Annotated in this window: 12 protein-coding genes; 10 read left to right on the top strand and 2 right to left on the bottom strand. The window is 70.5% G+C overall.

Features of this window, described 5'->3' with window-relative positions:
- Window positions 1-110: 110 nt before the first annotated feature.
- The 10 genes from ACFY9E_RS19775 (at window position 111) to ACFY9E_RS19730 (ending at window position 15,694) form a co-directional block, all read left to right on the top strand.
- Window positions 111-1,580: an aldehyde dehydrogenase family protein gene (locus tag ACFY9E_RS19775; protein ID WP_390985477.1), complete on the top strand. Its 1,470-nt coding sequence runs from the start codon at window positions 111-113 to the stop codon at window positions 1,578-1,580.
- Window positions 1,581-1,600: 20 nt separating this feature from the next.
- Entirely contained in the window at window positions 1,601-2,689 is a 1,089-nt protein-coding gene (locus ACFY9E_RS19770) for a betaine/proline/choline family ABC transporter ATP-binding protein (RefSeq protein WP_390985474.1), read from the top strand.
- Window positions 2,689-4,689: an ABC transporter permease subunit gene (locus ACFY9E_RS19765; RefSeq protein ID WP_390985471.1), complete on the top strand. Its 2,001-nt coding sequence runs from the start codon at window positions 2,689-2,691 to the stop codon at window positions 4,687-4,689. Before ACFY9E_RS19770 ends, ACFY9E_RS19765 begins: the two co-directional genes overlap by 1 nt.
- Before the next feature lie 13 nt (window positions 4,690-4,702).
- Window positions 4,703-5,665: a glycine betaine ABC transporter substrate-binding protein gene (locus ACFY9E_RS19760; RefSeq protein ID WP_390985469.1), complete on the top strand. Its 963-nt coding sequence runs from the start codon at window positions 4,703-4,705 to the stop codon at window positions 5,663-5,665.
- Between the two features lie 227 nt (window positions 5,666-5,892).
- Window positions 5,893-8,331: an FAD-dependent oxidoreductase gene (locus ACFY9E_RS19755; RefSeq protein WP_390985466.1), complete on the top strand. Its 2,439-nt coding sequence runs from the start codon at window positions 5,893-5,895 to the stop codon at window positions 8,329-8,331.
- 114 nt (window positions 8,332-8,445) lie between these two features.
- On the top strand, window positions 8,446-9,306 hold the full coding sequence (locus tag ACFY9E_RS19750) for a bifunctional methylenetetrahydrofolate dehydrogenase/methenyltetrahydrofolate cyclohydrolase (RefSeq protein WP_390985464.1): 861 nt from the start codon (window positions 8,446-8,448) through the stop codon (window positions 9,304-9,306).
- A complete protein-coding gene (gene glyA / locus ACFY9E_RS19745; protein WP_390985461.1) occupies window positions 9,303-10,586 on the top strand; it encodes a serine hydroxymethyltransferase in 1,284 nt (427 codons plus the stop codon). The genes ACFY9E_RS19750 and glyA overlap by 4 nt, the downstream gene beginning before the upstream one ends.
- Window positions 10,583-11,815 (top strand): sarcosine oxidase subunit beta family protein, encoded by a 1,233-nt coding sequence (locus tag ACFY9E_RS19740; RefSeq protein WP_193478683.1) that lies wholly within the window; start codon window positions 10,583-10,585, stop codon window positions 11,813-11,815. Before glyA ends, ACFY9E_RS19740 begins: the two co-directional genes overlap by 4 nt.
- 20 nt (window positions 11,816-11,835) lie before the next feature.
- Window positions 11,836-15,096, top strand: coding sequence for a sarcosine oxidase subunit alpha family protein (locus ACFY9E_RS19735; RefSeq protein ID WP_390985457.1), 3,261 nt, complete (start codon window positions 11,836-11,838; stop codon window positions 15,094-15,096).
- Entirely contained in the window at window positions 15,089-15,694 is a 606-nt protein-coding gene (locus ACFY9E_RS19730; RefSeq protein ID WP_390985454.1) for a sarcosine oxidase subunit gamma family protein, read from the top strand. Before ACFY9E_RS19735 ends, ACFY9E_RS19730 begins: the two co-directional genes overlap by 8 nt.
- Window positions 15,695-15,809: 115 nt before the next feature.
- Here the strand turns inward: ACFY9E_RS19730 and ACFY9E_RS19725 are convergent, their stop codons facing one another.
- Window positions 15,810-16,601, bottom strand: coding sequence for an IclR family transcriptional regulator C-terminal domain-containing protein (locus tag ACFY9E_RS19725; protein ID WP_390985452.1), 792 nt, complete (start codon window positions 16,599-16,601; stop codon window positions 15,810-15,812).
- A 55-nt stretch (window positions 16,602-16,656) separates the two neighbouring features.
- Complete coding sequence (gene purU, locus ACFY9E_RS19720) at window positions 16,657-17,529, bottom strand: formyltetrahydrofolate deformylase (RefSeq protein ID WP_390985449.1); 873 nt, start codon at window positions 17,527-17,529, stop codon at window positions 16,657-16,659.
- Window positions 17,530-17,700 lie beyond the last annotated feature (171 nt).

Genomic DNA, 17,700 nt, shown 5'->3' with positions numbered 1-17,700 from the left:
AACCGTCATCGGTCACCCCCTTGACGTGGGGTGCGGCCTTCTACAGAGTGTTCCACCACAAGCAATACGGTGCGCGATGCGCAACGTAATTCGCTCGAAGGGCCCTCGACGTGGCAGATCTGTACGTGGATGGAAAATGGCGGGATCCCCGGGCCGGCGGCCACCGGGACATCCGCTGCCCCGCCGACGGCACGCTCTCCGTGACGGTGTCCGAAGGTACACGCCCCGACACGGAGGCGGCCATCGCAGCGGCCCGCCGGGCCTTCGACGAGGGGCCCTGGTCGCGCACCTCCGAGCGTGAGCGCGGCGCGCTCCTCCTGCGCACCGCCGACCTCCTCGAACGCGACGCCGGCGCGTTCGCCCGCGCCGAATCGCTGGACACCGGCAAACGGCTGGTGGAGAGCGAGTACGACATCGCCGACGTCGTCTCCTGCTTCCGCTACTACGGAGGACTCGGCGGCACCGACGCCGGCCGGGTGATCGACACCGGCCGCGACGACGCCGTCAGCCGCGTCGTGTACGAGCCGATCGGTGTGTGCGGACTGATCACCCCCTGGAACTACCCTCTGCTCCAGGCGAGCTGGAAGGTCGCGCCCGCGCTTCTCGCGGGCAACACGATCGTGCTCAAGCCCAGTGAACTCACGCCCTCGACGTCCATCCTGCTGATGAAGGCACTGGAGGAGGCCGGTCTCCCGGCCGGTGCCGCCAACCTCGTCCTGGGGGCCGGGCCCGAGGCGGGCGCACCGCTCGCCGAGGACCCCGCCGTCGACATGGTCTCCTTCACCGGCGGCCTGGACACCGGAAGACGCATCATGGCCACCGCCGCCGCGACCGTGAAGAAGGTGGCGCTGGAACTCGGCGGCAAGAACCCCAATGTCGTCTTCGCCGACGCCGACTTCGAGACGGCCGTGGACTTCGCGCTCACGGCCGTCTTCCTGCATTCGGGCCAGGTCTGCTCGGCCGGCGCCCGGCTGATCGTCGAGGACGCGCTGCACGACCGGTTCGTCGACGAGGTGGTCCGCCGCGCCCGGCGGATCCGGCTCGGCGGCCCCTTCGATGAGCGGGCCGAGACCGGCCCGCTCATCTCAGCGCGGCACTTGGCGAAGGTCGAGGCGTACGTCGCGGCCGGACTCGCCGAGGGCGCCGTCCTGCGCTGCGGCGGCGAACGGCCCGACGATCCGGCCCTGGCCGACGGCCACTACTACCCGCCCACCGTGCTCGACGAGTGCGGTCAGGACATGCGGGTGGTGCACGAGGAGTCCTTCGGGCCCGTGCTCACCGTGGAGCGCTTCACCGACGAGGACGACGCCGTACGCATCGCCAACGACACCGAGTACGGACTCGCCGGCGCCGTCTGGACGCAGGACGCCGGAAAGGCCCAGCGGGTCGCGCGCCGGCTGCGCCACGGCACGGTGTGGATCAACGACTACCACCCCTATGTGCCGCAGGCGGAATGGGGTGGGTTCGGGCACTCCGGCGTGGGCCGCGAGCTGGGCCCGACCGGCCTGGACGAGTACCGGGAACCCAAACACATCTGGCAGAACATCCAACCCCGGCCGCAGCACTGGTTCCGCGGCTGAATGCCGAAAAGAGGTCGAACATGACCCCAGCAACGACCGAGGTGCCGCAGCGGCGCGGCACGCCCCAGGACTCGGCACCCGACCCGGTCATCTCCGTACGCGAGCTGTGGAAGGTGTTCGGGCCGAAGGCGGGCCAGGTGCCGGGCTCCGCGGAGCTGCGCGGGCTCACCCGCCGTGAACTGATGGACCGCACCGGATGCACCGCCGCCGTGCGCGACGTGGACTTCGAGGTCGCGCCAGGCGAGGTGTTCGTCGTCATGGGCCTGTCCGGCTCGGGCAAGTCCACCCTGGTGCGCTGTCTGACCCGGCTCATCGAACCCACCGCCGGCGAGATCCTCTTCGAGGGCGAGAACATCCGCGACGCGGACGCGGGCCGCCTGCGCGAACTGCGCCGCAGCAAGTTCTCCATGGTCTTCCAGCACTTCGGGCTGCTGCCGCACCGCCGGGTCGTCGACAATGTGGCGTTCGGGCTGGAGATCCGCGGCATGAGCCGGGCGGAGCGCATGAGACGGGCGCTGGAGGTCGTCGAACTCGTCGGGCTCTCCGGGTACGAGAACTCCTACCCCGACCAGCTCTCCGGTGGTATGCAGCAACGCGTGGGTCTCGCCCGCGCACTGGCCGGCGATCCGGACGTACTCCTCTTCGACGAGCCGTTCTCCGCGCTCGACCCGCTGATCCGCCGTGACATGCAGAACGAGGTCGTCCGGCTGCACCACGAGGTCGGCAAGACGATGGTGTTCATCACCCACGATCTGTCGGAGGCGCTGCGGCTGGGCGACCGCATCCTCATCATGCGCGACGGCAGGATGGTCCAGTGCGGCACCGGCGACGAACTGGTCGGAGCCCCTGCCGACGACTACGTACGCGACTTCGTCAGGGACGTGCCGCGCGGGGACGTACTGACCCTGCGGTGGATCATGCGTCCGGCGGAGCCCGACGACCCGCTGGACGGTCCCGAGCTCGGCCCCGACGTCGTGGTGAAGGAGGCCACCCGGGCGGTGCTCGCGGCCGAGAAGCCGGTCAAGGTCGTGGAGGACGGCAAGCTGCTCGGCATCGTCGGCGACGAGGAGATCCTCGCGGTGGTCGCCGGGCAGGAAGGCGACGCGTGATGACCGTCGCGATCGAGAAACCGGAGAAGACCGTGGCCGTGGAGCCGCCCGCTCCCGCCCGGCGCGTGCGCACGGTCAACCGCGCCGTGGTGGTGGCCGGGATCCTGCTGCTCTGGCTGGTGCTCTTCGCCGTGCTGCGCGGCAAGCAGACCCTGTCCCTGGCCGCGGCCGACCTGACCGATCTGCACCGGTGGTTCAACGACGTCAACGACTCGATCGGAGCCAACCGCAACTCCAACCCGCTCTTCCTCTACTTCTTCAACGAGATCCGGCTGGTCATCGACTCCCTGGTGACCTTCGTGCAGGATCTGATCTCGCAGCCGACCCCGGGCCGCCCGGTTCCGCAGGTCGGCTGGCTCGGTGTCGTCGGCGTCGTCGGCTACGTCTCCTGGGCCGTGGGCAACTGGCGGGTCGCGCTGCTGGCCGTGGCCGGCTTCACCTTCCTCGGCCTGCAAGGGCTCTGGCAGGAGAGCATGGACACCCTGGCGCTGACCCTCTCCGCGGTCTGCGTGGCGCTGCTGTTCGCCATCCCGCTGGGGGTGTGGGCCGGGTTGTCGGACCGGGTCAACCGGATCGTGACGCCGTTCCTGGACTTCATGCAGACGATGCCCACCTTCGTCTATCTGGCGCCGCTGACCCTGTTCTTCCTGATCGGTCCCGCCTCCGCCACGATCGCCACCACCATCTACGCGGCACCACCGGCGATCCGCATCACCGCGCACGCCATCCGCTCCGTACCACAGGCCACGGTGGAGGCGGCGGACTCGATGGGCGCGACGCGGCGGCAGGCGCTGCTGAAGGTCCTGCTGCCGATGTCGAAGCGGACCGTGGTGATGGGCGTCAACCAGACCATCATGGCGGCCCTGGCCATGGTGACCATCGCGGCCCTGATCAACGCGCCCGGCCTGGGCGCGACCGTCATCCAGGCCCTGCAGTCGCTGGACGTCGGCACGGCCTTCAACGCCGGTCTGGCCATCGTCGTCATGGCCATCGTGCTGGACCGGGTCACCACCGCGGCGAGCGGCCGGGCCGAGACGGCCCGGGGCTCGGACAGTCCCTTCCTCAAGTGGCGGCGGCAGTTGCTCGCGGCAGGCGCGGTGGCGGCGGCGGTGCTGGTGTATCTGTCGCACACCTATATATGGGCGGCCGAGTTCCCCGGCGAGGGCGGACTCGGCAGCGGCATCGCCAGGACGGCGGCCGATGTGACCACCTGGGCACAGGACAACCTGTCGGGCCTGACCAACGCCTTCCGCGACGCCCTCACCAACGGCCTGCTCAATCCGTTCCAGACCCTGCTGACCGACTCCCCGTGGTGGCTCGTCGGCGCCGCCCTCGTCGCGGTCGGCTCAGTGCTCGGCGGCTGGCGCGCCGGGGCCACCACCGTCGTGTGCGTGGGCCTTCTGGTCGGTACCGGTGTCTGGTCGGACGCCATGACGACGCTGGCGTCCACCGCGGTGGCGACGGTGCTGGTGATGCTGCTCGGCGTCGTGGTCGGGGTGTGGATGGGGCGCAGCGCCCTGGTGGACCGGCTGATCCGGCCCACCCTGGACGCGGCCCAGGTCATGCCGCCGTTCGTCTATCTCGTGCCGTTCCTCGCGTTGTTCGGCGCGACCCGGTTCACGGCCATCGTGGCCGCCGTCGTCTACGCGGCGCCGGTCGCCATCAAGATCATCGCCGACGGGGTACGGGCCGTGCCCGAGACCACCGTCGAGGCGGCGACGTCCACCGGGTGCAACACCTGGCAGATCATCACCAAGGTTCAACTGCCCATGTCGAAGGGCGCCCTGACCCTCGCGACCAACCAGGGCCTGATCTACGTGCTGTCGATGGTCGTGGTGGGCGGCCTCGTGGGCGCGGGTGCCCTCGGCTACGACGTCGTGGCCGGGTTCTCCCAGGGGCAGCTGTACGGCAAGGGACTGGCGGCCGGGCTGGCCATCGTCCTGCTCGGAGTCATGTTCGACCGGATCACTCAGGCAGCGGCTCGCCGCGCCGGCGCATAAGGAGCACCACACCATGGCACGACACTTCAGAGCCGGCGCGGCCGGCCTGGCCGTACTCGGCCTCACCCTCACGGCCTGCGGCGGCGCGAAGGTCGGCGACGACAGCTCGGGCGGCTCGGGCGGCTCGGGCAAGTGCGGCACCTTCAACCTCGCGATCAACCCCTGGGTGGGCTACGAGGCGAACGCGGCGGTCCTCGCCTACGTCGCCGAGCACGACCTCGGCTGCAAGGTCGAGCAGAAGGACCTGAAGGAGGAGATCGCCTGGCAGGGCTTCGGGACGGGCGAGGTCGACGCCGTCGTCGAGAACTGGGGCCACGACGACCTGAAGAAGAAGTACATCACCCAGCAGAAGACCGCCGTCGACGCCGGCCCGACCGGCAACGAGGGGCTCATCGGCTGGTACGTGCCGCCGTGGCTGGCGAAGGCGCACCCGGACATCCTGGACTGGAAGAACCTGAACAAGTACGCGTCGAAGTTCAAGACCTCCGAGTCGGGCGGAAAGGGGCAGCTCCTCGACGGCGACCCCTCGTACGTCACCAACGACGAGGCCCTGGTGAAGAACCTCAAGCTGGACTTCAAGGTGGTGTACGCGGGCAGCGAGACCGCGCTCATCCAGGCGTACCGCAACGCCGAGAAGAACAAGGAATGGGTGATCGGCTACTTCTACGAGCCGCAGTGGTTCCTGTCCGAGGTGCCGTTGAAGAAGGTCGGCCTGCCCGAGTACAAGGAAGGCTGCGACGCCGACGCGGAGAAGGTCGCCTGCGACTACCCGGTGTACAAACTCGACAAGATCGTCAGCGCCAAGTTCGCCAAGTCGGGCAGCCCGGCCTATGACCTGGTGAAGAAGTTCACCTGGACGAACGACGACCAGAACACCGTCGCCAAGTACATCGCGGTGGACAAGATGGCGCCCGAGGCCGCGGCGAAGAAGTGGGTCGAGGCCAACCGCGGCAAGGTCGACGCCTGGATCAAGTAGCGCGCACGACCGCCCTGGTGAATCCCGCCGGGAAGGCCCGGCAGGCTGTGTCCTCAGCCTGCCGGGCCTCGTCGTTTTCCGGTGATTCGGCCCTGCCGCTCCCGGGGGTTTTTCCGGCGTCGCGGACCCCTTGACACGCCTGTCCACGGCGGGCACATTGAGTTGCGCAACCTGAACCCTGTTGCGCAGACAGCAACTGGATGGCTTTCAACGTCGGAGGTGCGGCGATGGCGGGACCCCGGGTGGTCATCATCGGAGCGGGCGTCGTGGGAGCAGCGCTCGCCGATGAGATCTCCGCGCGAGGCTGGACCGAAGTGACCGTGGTCGACCAGGGCCCGCTGCCCGCCACCGGGGGATCGTCGTCGCACGCCCCGGGCCTGGTCTTCCAGACGAACCCCTCCAAGACCATGACCGAGATGGCCCGTTACACCGTCGAGAAGTTCTGCTCACTCGATGTGGACGGTCAGCCCTGCTTCCTCCAGGTCGGCGGCCTGGAGGTGGCGACCAGCCCGGAGCGCGTCACGGAACTCCAGCGGCGCCACGGCTGGCTCGCCTCCTGGGGCATCGAGTCCCGGCTGCTGAGCACCGAGGAGTGCCTCGAACAGCACCCGCTCGTCAACCCGGACAAGGTCCTCGCCGGCCTCCTCGTGCCCACGGACGGCCTCGCGAAGGCGGTCCTCGCCGTCGAGGCCCAGATCCGCCGGGCCACCGAGCGCGGTGTGCGCTTCCTCGCCCGTCACGAAGTCCTCGACGTCCGGCGGGCCGACGGCGAGGTGACCGGCGTCCTCACCGACCAGGGCGAGATCCCCGCCGACATCGTCGTGTGCTGCGCCGGCATCTGGGGCCCGAAGATCGCCCGCATGGCCGGCATGAACCTCCCGCTCACGCCGCTCGCCCACCAACTCGCCTGGACGGGCCCGGTACCGGCCCTGGCGGGCCAGACGCAGGAAGCGGTCCGCCCGATCCTGCGCCACCAGGACGCCGACCTCTACTACCGCGACCGCTTCGACGGCCTGGGCATCGGCTACTACGGCCACCGCCCGATGCCCATCTCGGCCGACGACATCCTCTCCGTGGACGAGGCCGACGCGATGCCGTCCGTCCTGAAGTTCACCGAGGAGGACTTCGAGGAGGCCTGGCGCGAGACCCAGTCGCTGCTCCCCGCGACCAAGGACGCCAAGGTCGAAGAGGGCATCAACGGCCTGTTCTCCTTCACCACCGACGGCCTGCCCCTGCTCGGCGAATCCCCAGACGTCAAGGGCTTCTGGGTCGCCGAGGCCGTCTGGGTCACCCACTCCGCGGGCGTCGGACGGGCCATGGCCGAATGGCTGGTCGACGGCTACTGCTCCTCGTTCGACCTGCACGAGTGCGACGTCAACCGCTTCGAACCGCACCAGCTCTCGCCGGAGTACGTGCTCGCCCGCGACTGCCGGAACTTCGTCGAGGTCTACGACATCCTCCACCCCCTCCAGCCGTCGGGGGACCCGCGCCCGATCCGCACGAGCCCGTTCCACGCCCGCCAGCAGGAGCTGGGCGCCTTCTTCCTGGAGGCGAACGGCTGGGAGCGCCCCCAGTGGTACGAGGCCAACGCGGGCCTGGTCGAAGGCCGTTCCATCGTCACCCCCAACGAGTGGGCCGCGCGGTACTGGTCGCCCATCGTCGCCGCCGAGGCCCAGACCACCCGCGAGACCGTCGCGATGTACGACATGACGGCCCTCAAGCGGCTCGAGGTCAGCGGGCGCGGTGCCGGCGAGTTCCTGGAGCGGCTGTGCACCGGCAAGGTCGCCAAGTCCGTCGGCTCGGTGACGTACACCCTGCTCCTCGACCACGACGGCGGCATCCGCAGTGACATCACCGTCGCCCGGCTGGCCCCCGACCTCTTCCAGGTCGGCGCCAACGGCAACCTGGACCTCGACTGGTTCGCCCGCCACCTCCCCGCCGACGGCACGGTCCAGGTCCGCGACATCACCCCCGGCACCTGCTGCATCGGTCTGTGGGGCCCGCGCGCCCGCGACGTCCTTCAGCCGCTCACCGACGCCGACTTCTCGGCGAGTGGCCTGAAGTACTTCCGCGCCAAGCGCGCCCACATCGGCTCCGTCCCCGTCACCGCGATGCGGCTGAGTTATGTCGGTGAACTCGGCTGGGAGCTGTACACCACCGCCGACCTTGGCGGGAAACTGTGGGACACCCTGTGGCAGGCGGCCGAGCCGCTCGGCGGCATCGCGGCCGGCCGCGGCGCCTTCAACAGCCTCCGCCTGGAGAAGGGCTACCGCTCCTTCGGCACGGACATGACCTACGAGCACGACCCCTACGAGGCAGGAGTCGGATTCGCCGTCAAGCTCGACAAGGACGACTTCATCGGCAAGGCGGCGCTGGAGCGCCGTAAGGCCGGCGTACGGCGGAAGCTGACCTGTCTCACGATCGACGACCCGAAGGCGGTCGTCATGGGCAAGGAGCCCGTGTACGACGGCGACTGTGCGGTCGGATACGTCACGAGTGCCGCGTACGGCTACACGATCGGCAAGGGCATCGCCTATGCGTGGCTGCCGGTGGAACTGGCCGCTCCGGGGACCGTGGTGCACATCGGGTACTTCGACCAGTCCGTCGAGGCCGTCGTCGCCGAGGAGCCTCTGTTCGACCCGACGATGTCCCGTCTTCGTGGCTGAGTGTTCGTGTGCGGCCTCGTTGGGGCTGGTCGCGCCCTGCGGCGAAGCCGCTGATCGACACAGCCCCGCGCCCCTTATGGGCGCTCAGCCACAGCTCGTTGGAAGGAACTCCGGGTGACTGCACAACTCCTTGACGGCAAGGCGACCGCCGCCATCATCCGTCGTGAACTCGCCGAGCGCGTGGCCAAGTTGGCCGTCACCACGGGCCGCCCGCCGGGACTCGGCACCGTCCTGGTCGGCGACGACCCCGGCAGCCACGCCTACGTCGGCGGCAAGCACCGGGACTGCGCCCAGGTGGGCATCGCCTCCATTCGGCGGGAGCTGCCCGCCGACGCCTCTCAGCAGCAGGTCGAGGAGACGATCGACGAACTCAACGCCGACCCCGCCTGCACCGGCTACATCGTCCAGCTGCCGTTGCCGCGCCACCTCGACGCGGGCGCCGTACTGGAACGCATGGACCCGGCCAAGGACGCCGACGGACTCCACCCCGTCAACCTCGGCCGGCTCGTCCTCGGCGTCGAGGCCCCGCTGCCGTGCACGCCGCGCGGCATCGTCGAACTGCTCCGCCGCCACGACGTGCCGCTCGCCGGAGCGCGGGTGTGCGTGATCGGCCGGGGCATCACCGTCGGACGGCCCATCGGACTCCTCCTCACCCGCAGGTCCGAGAACGCCACCGTCACCCTCTGCCACACCGGCACCAAGGGCCTGGCCTGGCACGTGCGCGAGGCGGACATCGTCGTCGCGGCCGCCGGTTCCCCCGGACTGATCACCAAGGACATGCTGCGCCCCGGCGCGGCCGTCCTCGATGTCGGCATCACCCGCACCGAACAAGGACTGGTGGGTGACATCCATCCGGACGCCGCCCAGGTCGCCGGATGGCTGGCCCCGATGCCCGGGGGCGTGGGTCCCATGACCCGGGCCATGCTGCTCGCCAATGTCGTCGAGGCCGCCGAGAGGAACGCGAACGCCGTATGAACGCGCTGAACACCCCCCTGGCGGAGCTGGACCCCGAGGTCCACGCCGCGCTCCGCGCCGAACTGCACCGCCAGCAGTCCACCCTGGAGATGATCGCCTCCGAGAACTTCGCGCCCACCGCCGTGATGGAGGCCCAGGGCTCGGTCGCGACCAACAAGTACGCCGAGGGCTACCCGGGCCGCCGCTACTACGGCGGCTGCGAACACGTCGACGTCACCGAGCGGCTGGCCATCGAGCGGATCAAGTCCCTCTTCGGCGCGGGCTTCGCCAACGTGCAGCCGCACTCGGGTGCCCAGGCGAACACCGCCGTCTTCTTCGCCCTGCTCCAGCCCGGCGACACCGTCCTCGGCCTCGACCTCGCACACGGCGGGCACCTCACCCACGGCATGCGCATCAACTACAGCGGCAAGATGCTCAACGTCGTGCCGTACCACGTGTCCGAGGCGGACAACCTCGTCGACATGGACGAGGTCGAGCACCTCGCCAAGGAACACCGCCCCAAGATGATCATCGCGGGCTGGTCGGCGTACCCGAGGCAGCTGGACTTCGCGGCCTTCCGCCGGATCGCCGACGACGTGGGGGCCCTGCTCATGGTCGACATGGCGCACTTCGCGGGACTGGTGGCGGCGGGCCTGCACCCCAGCCCCGTACCGCACGCCCACGTCACGACCACCACGACCCACAAGACCCTCGGCGGCCCGCGTGGCGGCGTCATCCTCACCAACGAGGCCGACCTCGCCAAGAAGATCAACTCCGCGGTGTTCCCCGGTATGCAGGGCGGCCCCCTGGAACACGTCATCGCCGCGAAGGCGGTGTCGTTCAAGGTCGCCGCGTCACCGGAGTTCGCCGAACGCCAGGCCCGTACACTCGCCGGCTCCCGCGTCCTCGCCGAACGCCTCACCCGGGCGGACGCGGCGGCGGCCGGGGTGAAGGTCCTGACCGGAGGCACGGACGTCCACCTGGTCCTGGTCGACCTGCGCGACTCGGAGCTCGACGGCCGGCAGGCCGAGGACCTGCTCCATGAGATCGGTATCACCGTCAACCGCAACGCCGTGCCCTTCGACCCGCGCCCGCCCATGGTCACCTCGGGCCTGCGCATCGGCACCCCCGCGCTGGCCACCCGCGGCTTCACCGAGGCGGACTTCGCCGAGGTCGCGGACGTGATCGCCCTCGCCCTGCAGCCGGAGCCGGACGTGGCCGCCCTGCGTGCCCGCACGGAGGCCCTGGCCGCCAAGCATCCGCTCTACCCGCACCTGTCCGAGGACGGAGACGCCCGATGAGCCCCCGCACCCCCGGCGCCGAGCTCCCCGAACACCCCGACTGGCTGTGGCGCAACCCCGAGCCGAAGCGCTCGTACGACGTCGTCGTCGTGGGCGGCGGCGGCCACGGCCTGGCCACCGCCCACTACCTGGCGAAGAACCACGGCATCACCAACGTCGCCGTGCTGGAGAAGGGCTGGCTGGCGGGCGGCAACATGGCCCGCAACACCACGATCATCCGCTCCAACTACCTGTGGGACGAGAGCGCCGGCATCTACGAGCACGCGCTCAAGCTGTGGGAGGGACTGGCGGACGAGCTCGACTACCCGATCCTGTTCTCCCAGCGTGGCGTACTGAACCTCGCCCACAGCCTCCAGGACGTCCGCGACAGCGTGCGCCGCGTCGAGGCCAACCGCCTCAACGGCGTGGACGCCGAGTGGCTCGACGCGGACGGCGTCAAGGACGTCTGCCCGATCGTCAACATCTCCCCGGACGTGCGCTATCCGGTCCTGGGCGCGACCTACCAGCCGCGCGCGGGCATCGCCAAGCACGACCACGTGGCGTGGGGCCTCGCCCGCTCCGCCGACGCCGCCGGGATCGACATCATCCAGAACTGCGAGGTGACCGGCCTCGACGTCGTCGGCAACCGGGTGGTGGGGGTCCGGACCACCCGCGGCCCGATCGCGGCGGGCAAGGTCGCGCTCTGCTCGGCGGGCCACACCTCGGTCCTGGCGGCCATGGCGGGCGTCGAACTCCCCGTCCAGAGCCATCCCTTGCAGGCCCTGGTGTCGGAGCTGCTGGAGCCGGTGCACCCGACGGTCGTCATGTCCAACGCGGTCCACGTGTACGTCAGCCAGGCCCACAAGGGCGAGCTGGTGATGGGCGCGGGCATCGACGCGTACAACTCCTACACCCAGCGCGGCGCCTTCCACATCATCGAAGAGCAGATGTCGGCGGCCCTGGAGCTCTTCCCGGTCTTCGCCCGCGCCCACGTCCTGCGCACCTGGGGCGGCATCGTCGACGTCAGCCCCGACGCCTCACCGATCATCGGCCTCAGCCCGGTCGACAACCTCTACCTCAACTGCGGCTGGGGGACCGGCGGTTTCAAGGCCACCCCGGGCGTCGGCTGGGTCTACGCCCACACCATCGCCCACGACACACCGCATCCGCTGAACGCCCCCTTCTCGCTCGACCGTTTCACCACCGGCGCGCTCGTCGACGAGCACGGCGCGGCCGCGGTGGCCCACTAGGACCATCAGGGAGCCGACCCATGCTGCTGATCCCCTGCCCGTGGTGCGGGCCCCGCGACGAAGCCGAGTTCCACTACGGCGGCCAGGCCCACGTGCCGTACCCGCAGGACCCGACCTCCCTCACCGACGAGGAGTGGGCCCGCTACCTCTTCTTCCGCGACAACCCGAGGGGCCCCTTCGCCGAGCGCTGGAGCCATGCGGCGGGCTGCCGCCGCTGGTTCAACGCGGTGCGGGACACGTCCACGAACGAGATCCTGACGGTTTATCGGGCGGGGGAGGAGCGCCCGGAAACGGTGGAGCCGCGCCCGGCCGCCTTCCAGCCGACTCCGGTACCACCAGCCCGTCCGGCGCTTGAGGAGGAGGCCGTCCAGGCCGAAGGGGGGCCCGGGGGCGCAGCCCCCAGCGGGGTCGAAGGGGCGGGGCCCGTTCAGGACGGGAAGGGCAGGGGCGGCGGGGGCGATACAGCCCAGCCGTTCCGCCACCCCACCCGCGGCCGAATCCACCGCGACACCCCGGTCACCTTCACCTTCGACGGCACCGAATACGAGGGCTGCGAGGGCGACACCCTCGCCTCCGCCCTCCTCGCCAACGGCGTGATCCAGACCGGCACCAGCATCAAGCTGGGCCGCCCGCGGGGCATCTTCTCGGCCGGCGCGGAGGAGCCCAACGCCGTCATCCAGATCGAGGCCCCCTTCCCCGAGCCCATGCTCCCCGCCACCACCGTCGAGCTCTACGACGGCCTCGTCGCGACCGGTCTCCCCGGTCAGGGCCGCCTCGCCACCGACCCGGACCCGGCCCGCTACGACGCCGTGCACACCCACTGCGACCTCCTCGTCGTGGGCGCGGGCCCGGCCGGCCTCGCCGCAGCGCAGGCCGCCGCCCGATCAGGTGCCCGCGTCATCCTCGCCGACGACCAGCCGGAACCCGGCGGCAGCCTCCTCGGCACCGGCGAACACCTCGACTGGGTGACCGCGACGACCGCCCGGCTCGACGCCGCCCCCGACGTCCGAGTCCTGCGCCGCACCACCGTCTTCGGCTACTACGACGACAACCACCTCCTCGCCGTGGAGCGCCGCACGAACCACCTCGGCGCCCAAGCCCCCGAGAACGTCTCCCGCGAACGCGTCTGGCGCATCCGCGCCCGCCGCGTCGTCCTCGCCACCGGCGCGCACGAACGCTCGCTGGCCTTCGCGGACAACGACCGCCCCGGCGTGATGCTGGCCGCCTCAGCCCGCACCTATGTCAACAAGTACGGGACGCTGCCCGGCCGCCACGCGGTCGTCTTCACCACCAACGACAGCGCCTACGCGGCGGCCCTGGACCTCGCGGCGGCGGGCGTGGCCATCGAGGCCGTGGTCGACACCCGCACCGAGCCGGGGGAGTGGGCGACGCGCGCCCGCCAGGCAGGCATCGAGGTGCTGACGGGGCACGCCGTCACCGCCACGGAAGGCGCCCCCCGGCTCACCGCCGTGACCGTCGCCCCGTACGGACAGTCCGCGGGGCAGCGGGAGTTCGCCGCCGACCTGCTCCTGGTCTCCGGCGGCTGGAACCCGGTGGCGCACCTGTTCAGCCAGGCGGGAGGCAAGCTCCGCCACGACGAGGAGCTCGGCACGTTCGTCCCCGACACCTGCCGTCAGGCGGTCGAGGTCGCGGGCGCCGCGAGCGGTGTCTTCGACCTGGCCCGGGCCCTCGCGCAGGGAGCGGCCGCCGGCGCCCGCGCGATCGAGGCCGAGGGCTACATCGCGGAGGAGGTCCACCTGCCCCAGGTGGCCACGCCGCCGCAGACGCCGCCCATGCGGGTCTTCACCGTCCCGGGCCGGGAAGGCGCCCCGCGCTTCGTCGACCTGCAACGCGACGTCACCGTCGACGACCTGGGCCGGGCGACCGGTGCCGGCATGCGCTCCGTCGAGCACACCAAGCGCTACACCACCGCCGGCACGGCGAACGACCAGGGCAAGACCTCCGGCGTCCTGGCCAGCGGCGTCGTCGCCGAACTGCTCGGCGTGGACATCTCCGCGCTCGGCACCACCACCTTCCGGCCGCCGTACACCCCGGTCTCCTTCGCCGCCCTCGCCGGCCGCGACCGTGGTGCCCTGCTCGACCCGATCCGCACCACCGCCCTGCACGAGTGGCATGTCGCGCACGGCGCCCTGTTCGAGAACGTCGGCCAGTGGAAGAGGCCCTGGTACTACCCGCGGGACGGCGAGGACATGGAGACGGCCGTCCTGCGCGAGTGCGCCGCCGCCCGCGAGGGCGTCGCCTTCATGGACGCCTCCACCCTCGGCAAGATCGACGTCCAGGGCCCGGACGCCGGCGTCTTCCTCGACCTGCTCTACACCAACATGATGAGCACCCTGAAGGTCGGCATGATCCGCTACGGCGTGATGTGCCGCCCGGACGGGATGGTCTTCGACGACGGCACGGTGATCCGCCTCGACCAGCACCGCTACCTGGTCACCACCACGACGGGCAATGCCGCCGCCGTGCTGGACTGGATGGAGGAGTGGCTCCAGACGGAGTGGCCCGAACTGCGCGTCCACTGCACGTCGGTGACCGAGCAGTGGGCCACCGTCGCCCTGGTCGGCCCGCGCTCCCGCGAGGTCCTCGGCTCGCTGGCGCCCCTACTTGCCGTGGCCAACGAGGACTTCCCGTTCATGGCGTGGCGCGAGACGGCCGTCGCCGGCATCGACGCGCGCGTGTGCCGGATCAGCTTCTCCGGCGAACTCGCCTACGAGATCAACGTGTCACCGTGGGAGGCCCTCGCCCTGTGGGAGGCGCTGTACGAGGCCGGCGCCCCGTACGGCATCACCCCGTACGGCACGGAGACCATGCACGTCCTGCGCGCGGAGAAGGGCTACCCGATCGTCGGCCAGGACACCGACGGCACCGTGACGCCGCAGGACCTCGGCATGAACTGGGTGGTGTCGAAGAAGAAGCGGGACTTCATCGGCAAGCGGTCCCACGCCCGTGCCGACACCGCCCGCCCCGACCGCAAGCACCTGGTCGGGCTGCTTCCGGACGAGCCGGGCACGTTCCTCCCGGAAGGCACGCATCTGGTCGCCGACAGTGTGCTGCCCGCGCCGCCCGTCCCGATGCTCGGCCACGTCACGTCCAGTTACCGCAGCGCGGCCCTCGGCCGGACCTTCGCCCTCGCGCTGGTCAAGGGCGGCCGGGACCGCATCGGTGAGCGACTCTATGCCCCCGTGGGCGACCGGCTGGTCCCGGTGACCGTCGCGAGCCCCGTCCTTTACGACCCCGAGGGAGCCCGCCGAGATGGCTGACACCGCCGTTACCACCCCGCTCCGCAGCCCCCTGTCGCATGCCGCCGACCGGCTGGCCGCCGCGACCCGCACCTCCGGGGGCGCCATCCGGCTGGCGGAACTGCCCTTCCTGACCCAGCTCAATGTGCGTCTCGATCCCAAGGGGGCGGCGGCGGACGCCGTGGGGCTGGTACTGGGCCTCCCCCTTCCCGTCGAACCCGGCACCGTCGTCCGCGCCGGGGAGCTGACCGCGCTGTGGCTCGGCCCCGACGAGTGGCTGTTGGTGGGCCCGCCGGGCGGTCAGCAGGGCCTGGAGAGCCGGATCCGTCAGGCCGCGGGCGACGAGCCCGTGTCCGTCATCGATGTCTCGGCTCAGCGCACCACGCTCCTCGTCGCGGGTCCCCGGGCCCGCGACGTGCTGGCCCACGGCTGCTCGCTGGACCTTCACCCCCGGGTCTTCGGCCCGGGGCGCTGTGCCCAGACGAACCTGGGCCGCACCCAGATCGTCCTGGTCGCCCGTGACGACCCCGGGGCCGGTTTCTGGGTGCTGGTCCGTTCGTCCTTCGCCGGCTACCTGACGGACTGGCTGCTGGACGCGGCTGCGGAGTGGACGGGCTGACGCGGGCACATGCAGGCGGGGGGGGGGGGGGGGGGCCCCCCCGCCCCCCCCCCCCCCCCCCGCCGCATGTCACGAGGTCCTGCCCTGTCAGCGACCGGGTGAGGCCTCCCGGGCCTCAGTCGGCATAGCCGAGACGGCGGCTGAGCTCGTCCGCTCCCGCGACCAGCAGCGGCGCGAGTTCGTGCATCCGCTCCACGGTGAGCCGGAAGGCCGGCCCCGAGGCGCTGAGGGCGGCGACGACCTCGCCGTCTTCCGAACGTACGGGAGCGGAGAGGGCGTTGAGGCCCTCCTCGTATTCCTCCACCGTGATGGCGTAGCCCTGCTCGCGGGCTTGGGACAGGTCCGCCTCCAGCTTCTTCCTGGAGGTCACCGTGCGCGGTGTCAGACGGGGGAGGCCGGTCTCGGCGAGGAGCTCGTCACGGGCCTCGCGGTCGAGGTGGGCCAGGAGGACCTTGCCGCTCGACGTGCAGTGCAGCGGCGTCAGCCGTCCCACCCAGTTCTGCGCGGCGATGGCCGACGAGCCGCGTACCTGGTAGAGGTTGATCGCGTGGTGGGACTCGAGCACGGCGATGTTCAGCGTCTCGCCCACATCGTCGACGAGACGCTCGCAGATCCCGCGCCCGTGCCTGGTGACGGCGATGCGGCCCGTCACGGCGCCGGCCAGGCGCACGACACCGAAGCCGAGGCGGTACTTTCCGCGTTCGCTCTCCTGCTCGACCATCCCATGCGCTTCCAGCGCGCCGAGCAGACGGAAGGCGGTGGACTTGTGGACGTCGATCGCCGCGGCCACCTCACTCACGCCCGCCTCACCGTGCTGGGCGAGGATCTCCAGCACGGCGACAGCACGGTCAACGGATTGCACTCCGCCACTGGGAGCGCCTGCGGACTCAGCGCCGTAGTTGCTCATGGCGAAACCCTAGGTGAAATGGTCAACAGGTGTGAGGGGGTGGAGGTCATTTTCCTCAGCGGAAGACGACCGTACGGTTGCCGTTGACCATGATGCGGCTCTGGCTGTGCCATTCCACCGCCCGCGCCAGGACCTGCGCCTCGACGTCGCGTCCCAGGGCGACCATGCTGTCGGGCCCCTGTGAGTGGTTCACCCGGATGACGTCCTGCTCGATGATGGGCCCCTCGTCGAGGTCCGGCGTGACGTAGTGGGCCGTCGCTCCGACGAGCTTGACGCCGCGGTCGTGCGCCTGGACATAGGGGCGGGCGCCCTTGAAGCTCGGCAGGAACGAGTGGTGGATGTTGATCGCCCGGCCCTCGAGCTGCTTGCACAGGTCGTTCGACAGGATCTGCATGTAGCGGGCGAGGACCACCAGGTCGATGTCCAGCTCGTCGACGAGTTCCAGCAGCCGCGCCTCCGCCTCGGGCTTCGTCTCCCGGGTGACGGGCACGTGGTGGAACGGGATTCCGTAGCTCTCGGCGAGCGGCTCGAAGTCCCGGTGGTTGGAGACGATCGCCGGCACCTCGATGTTCAGCGCGCCGGTGCGCCAGCGGAAGAGCAGGTCGTTCAGGCAGTGCCCGAACTTCGACACCATGATCAGTGTGCGCGTCGGAGTCGACGCCTCGTACAGCTGCCAGGTGATCCGGTACGCCTCCGCGACCTGGGCGAAGCCGGACTTCAGGCCCTCCAGGGACATGCCCGGGTCCGAGACGTCGAAGTGCACCCGCATGAAGAAGCGGTCCTGCAGCCGGTCGTCGAACTGCTGGCTCTCCTGGATGTTCCCGGAGTGCTGCACCAGGAAGCCGGTGACGGCGTGGACGAGGCCCGAGCGGTCGGGACACGACAGGGTGAGGACGAACTCGCGGCCGGTTGTGGGTCCAAGAGACACGGAGCCCTCCCAGAGAGGTGCGTATTACGCAACAGCCTGACTGATGCGCAACATGGTCCTGGCTGCGACGGTCTGCGGTCAAGGGCTTGACAGTGCTTCGGGTGGACTGCACCGTGAGTTGCGTAGCAAGAAGCTCGTTGCACATGAGGCAACCACTCGCCCGCCCGAGGC

The sequence above is a fragment of the Streptomyces sp. NPDC012466 genome, assembly GCF_042955215.1.
In the GTDB taxonomy this organism is placed as follows: Bacteria; Actinomycetota; Actinomycetes; order Streptomycetales; family Streptomycetaceae; genus Streptomyces.
This window is presented reverse-complemented; position numbering and strand designations above follow the sequence as displayed.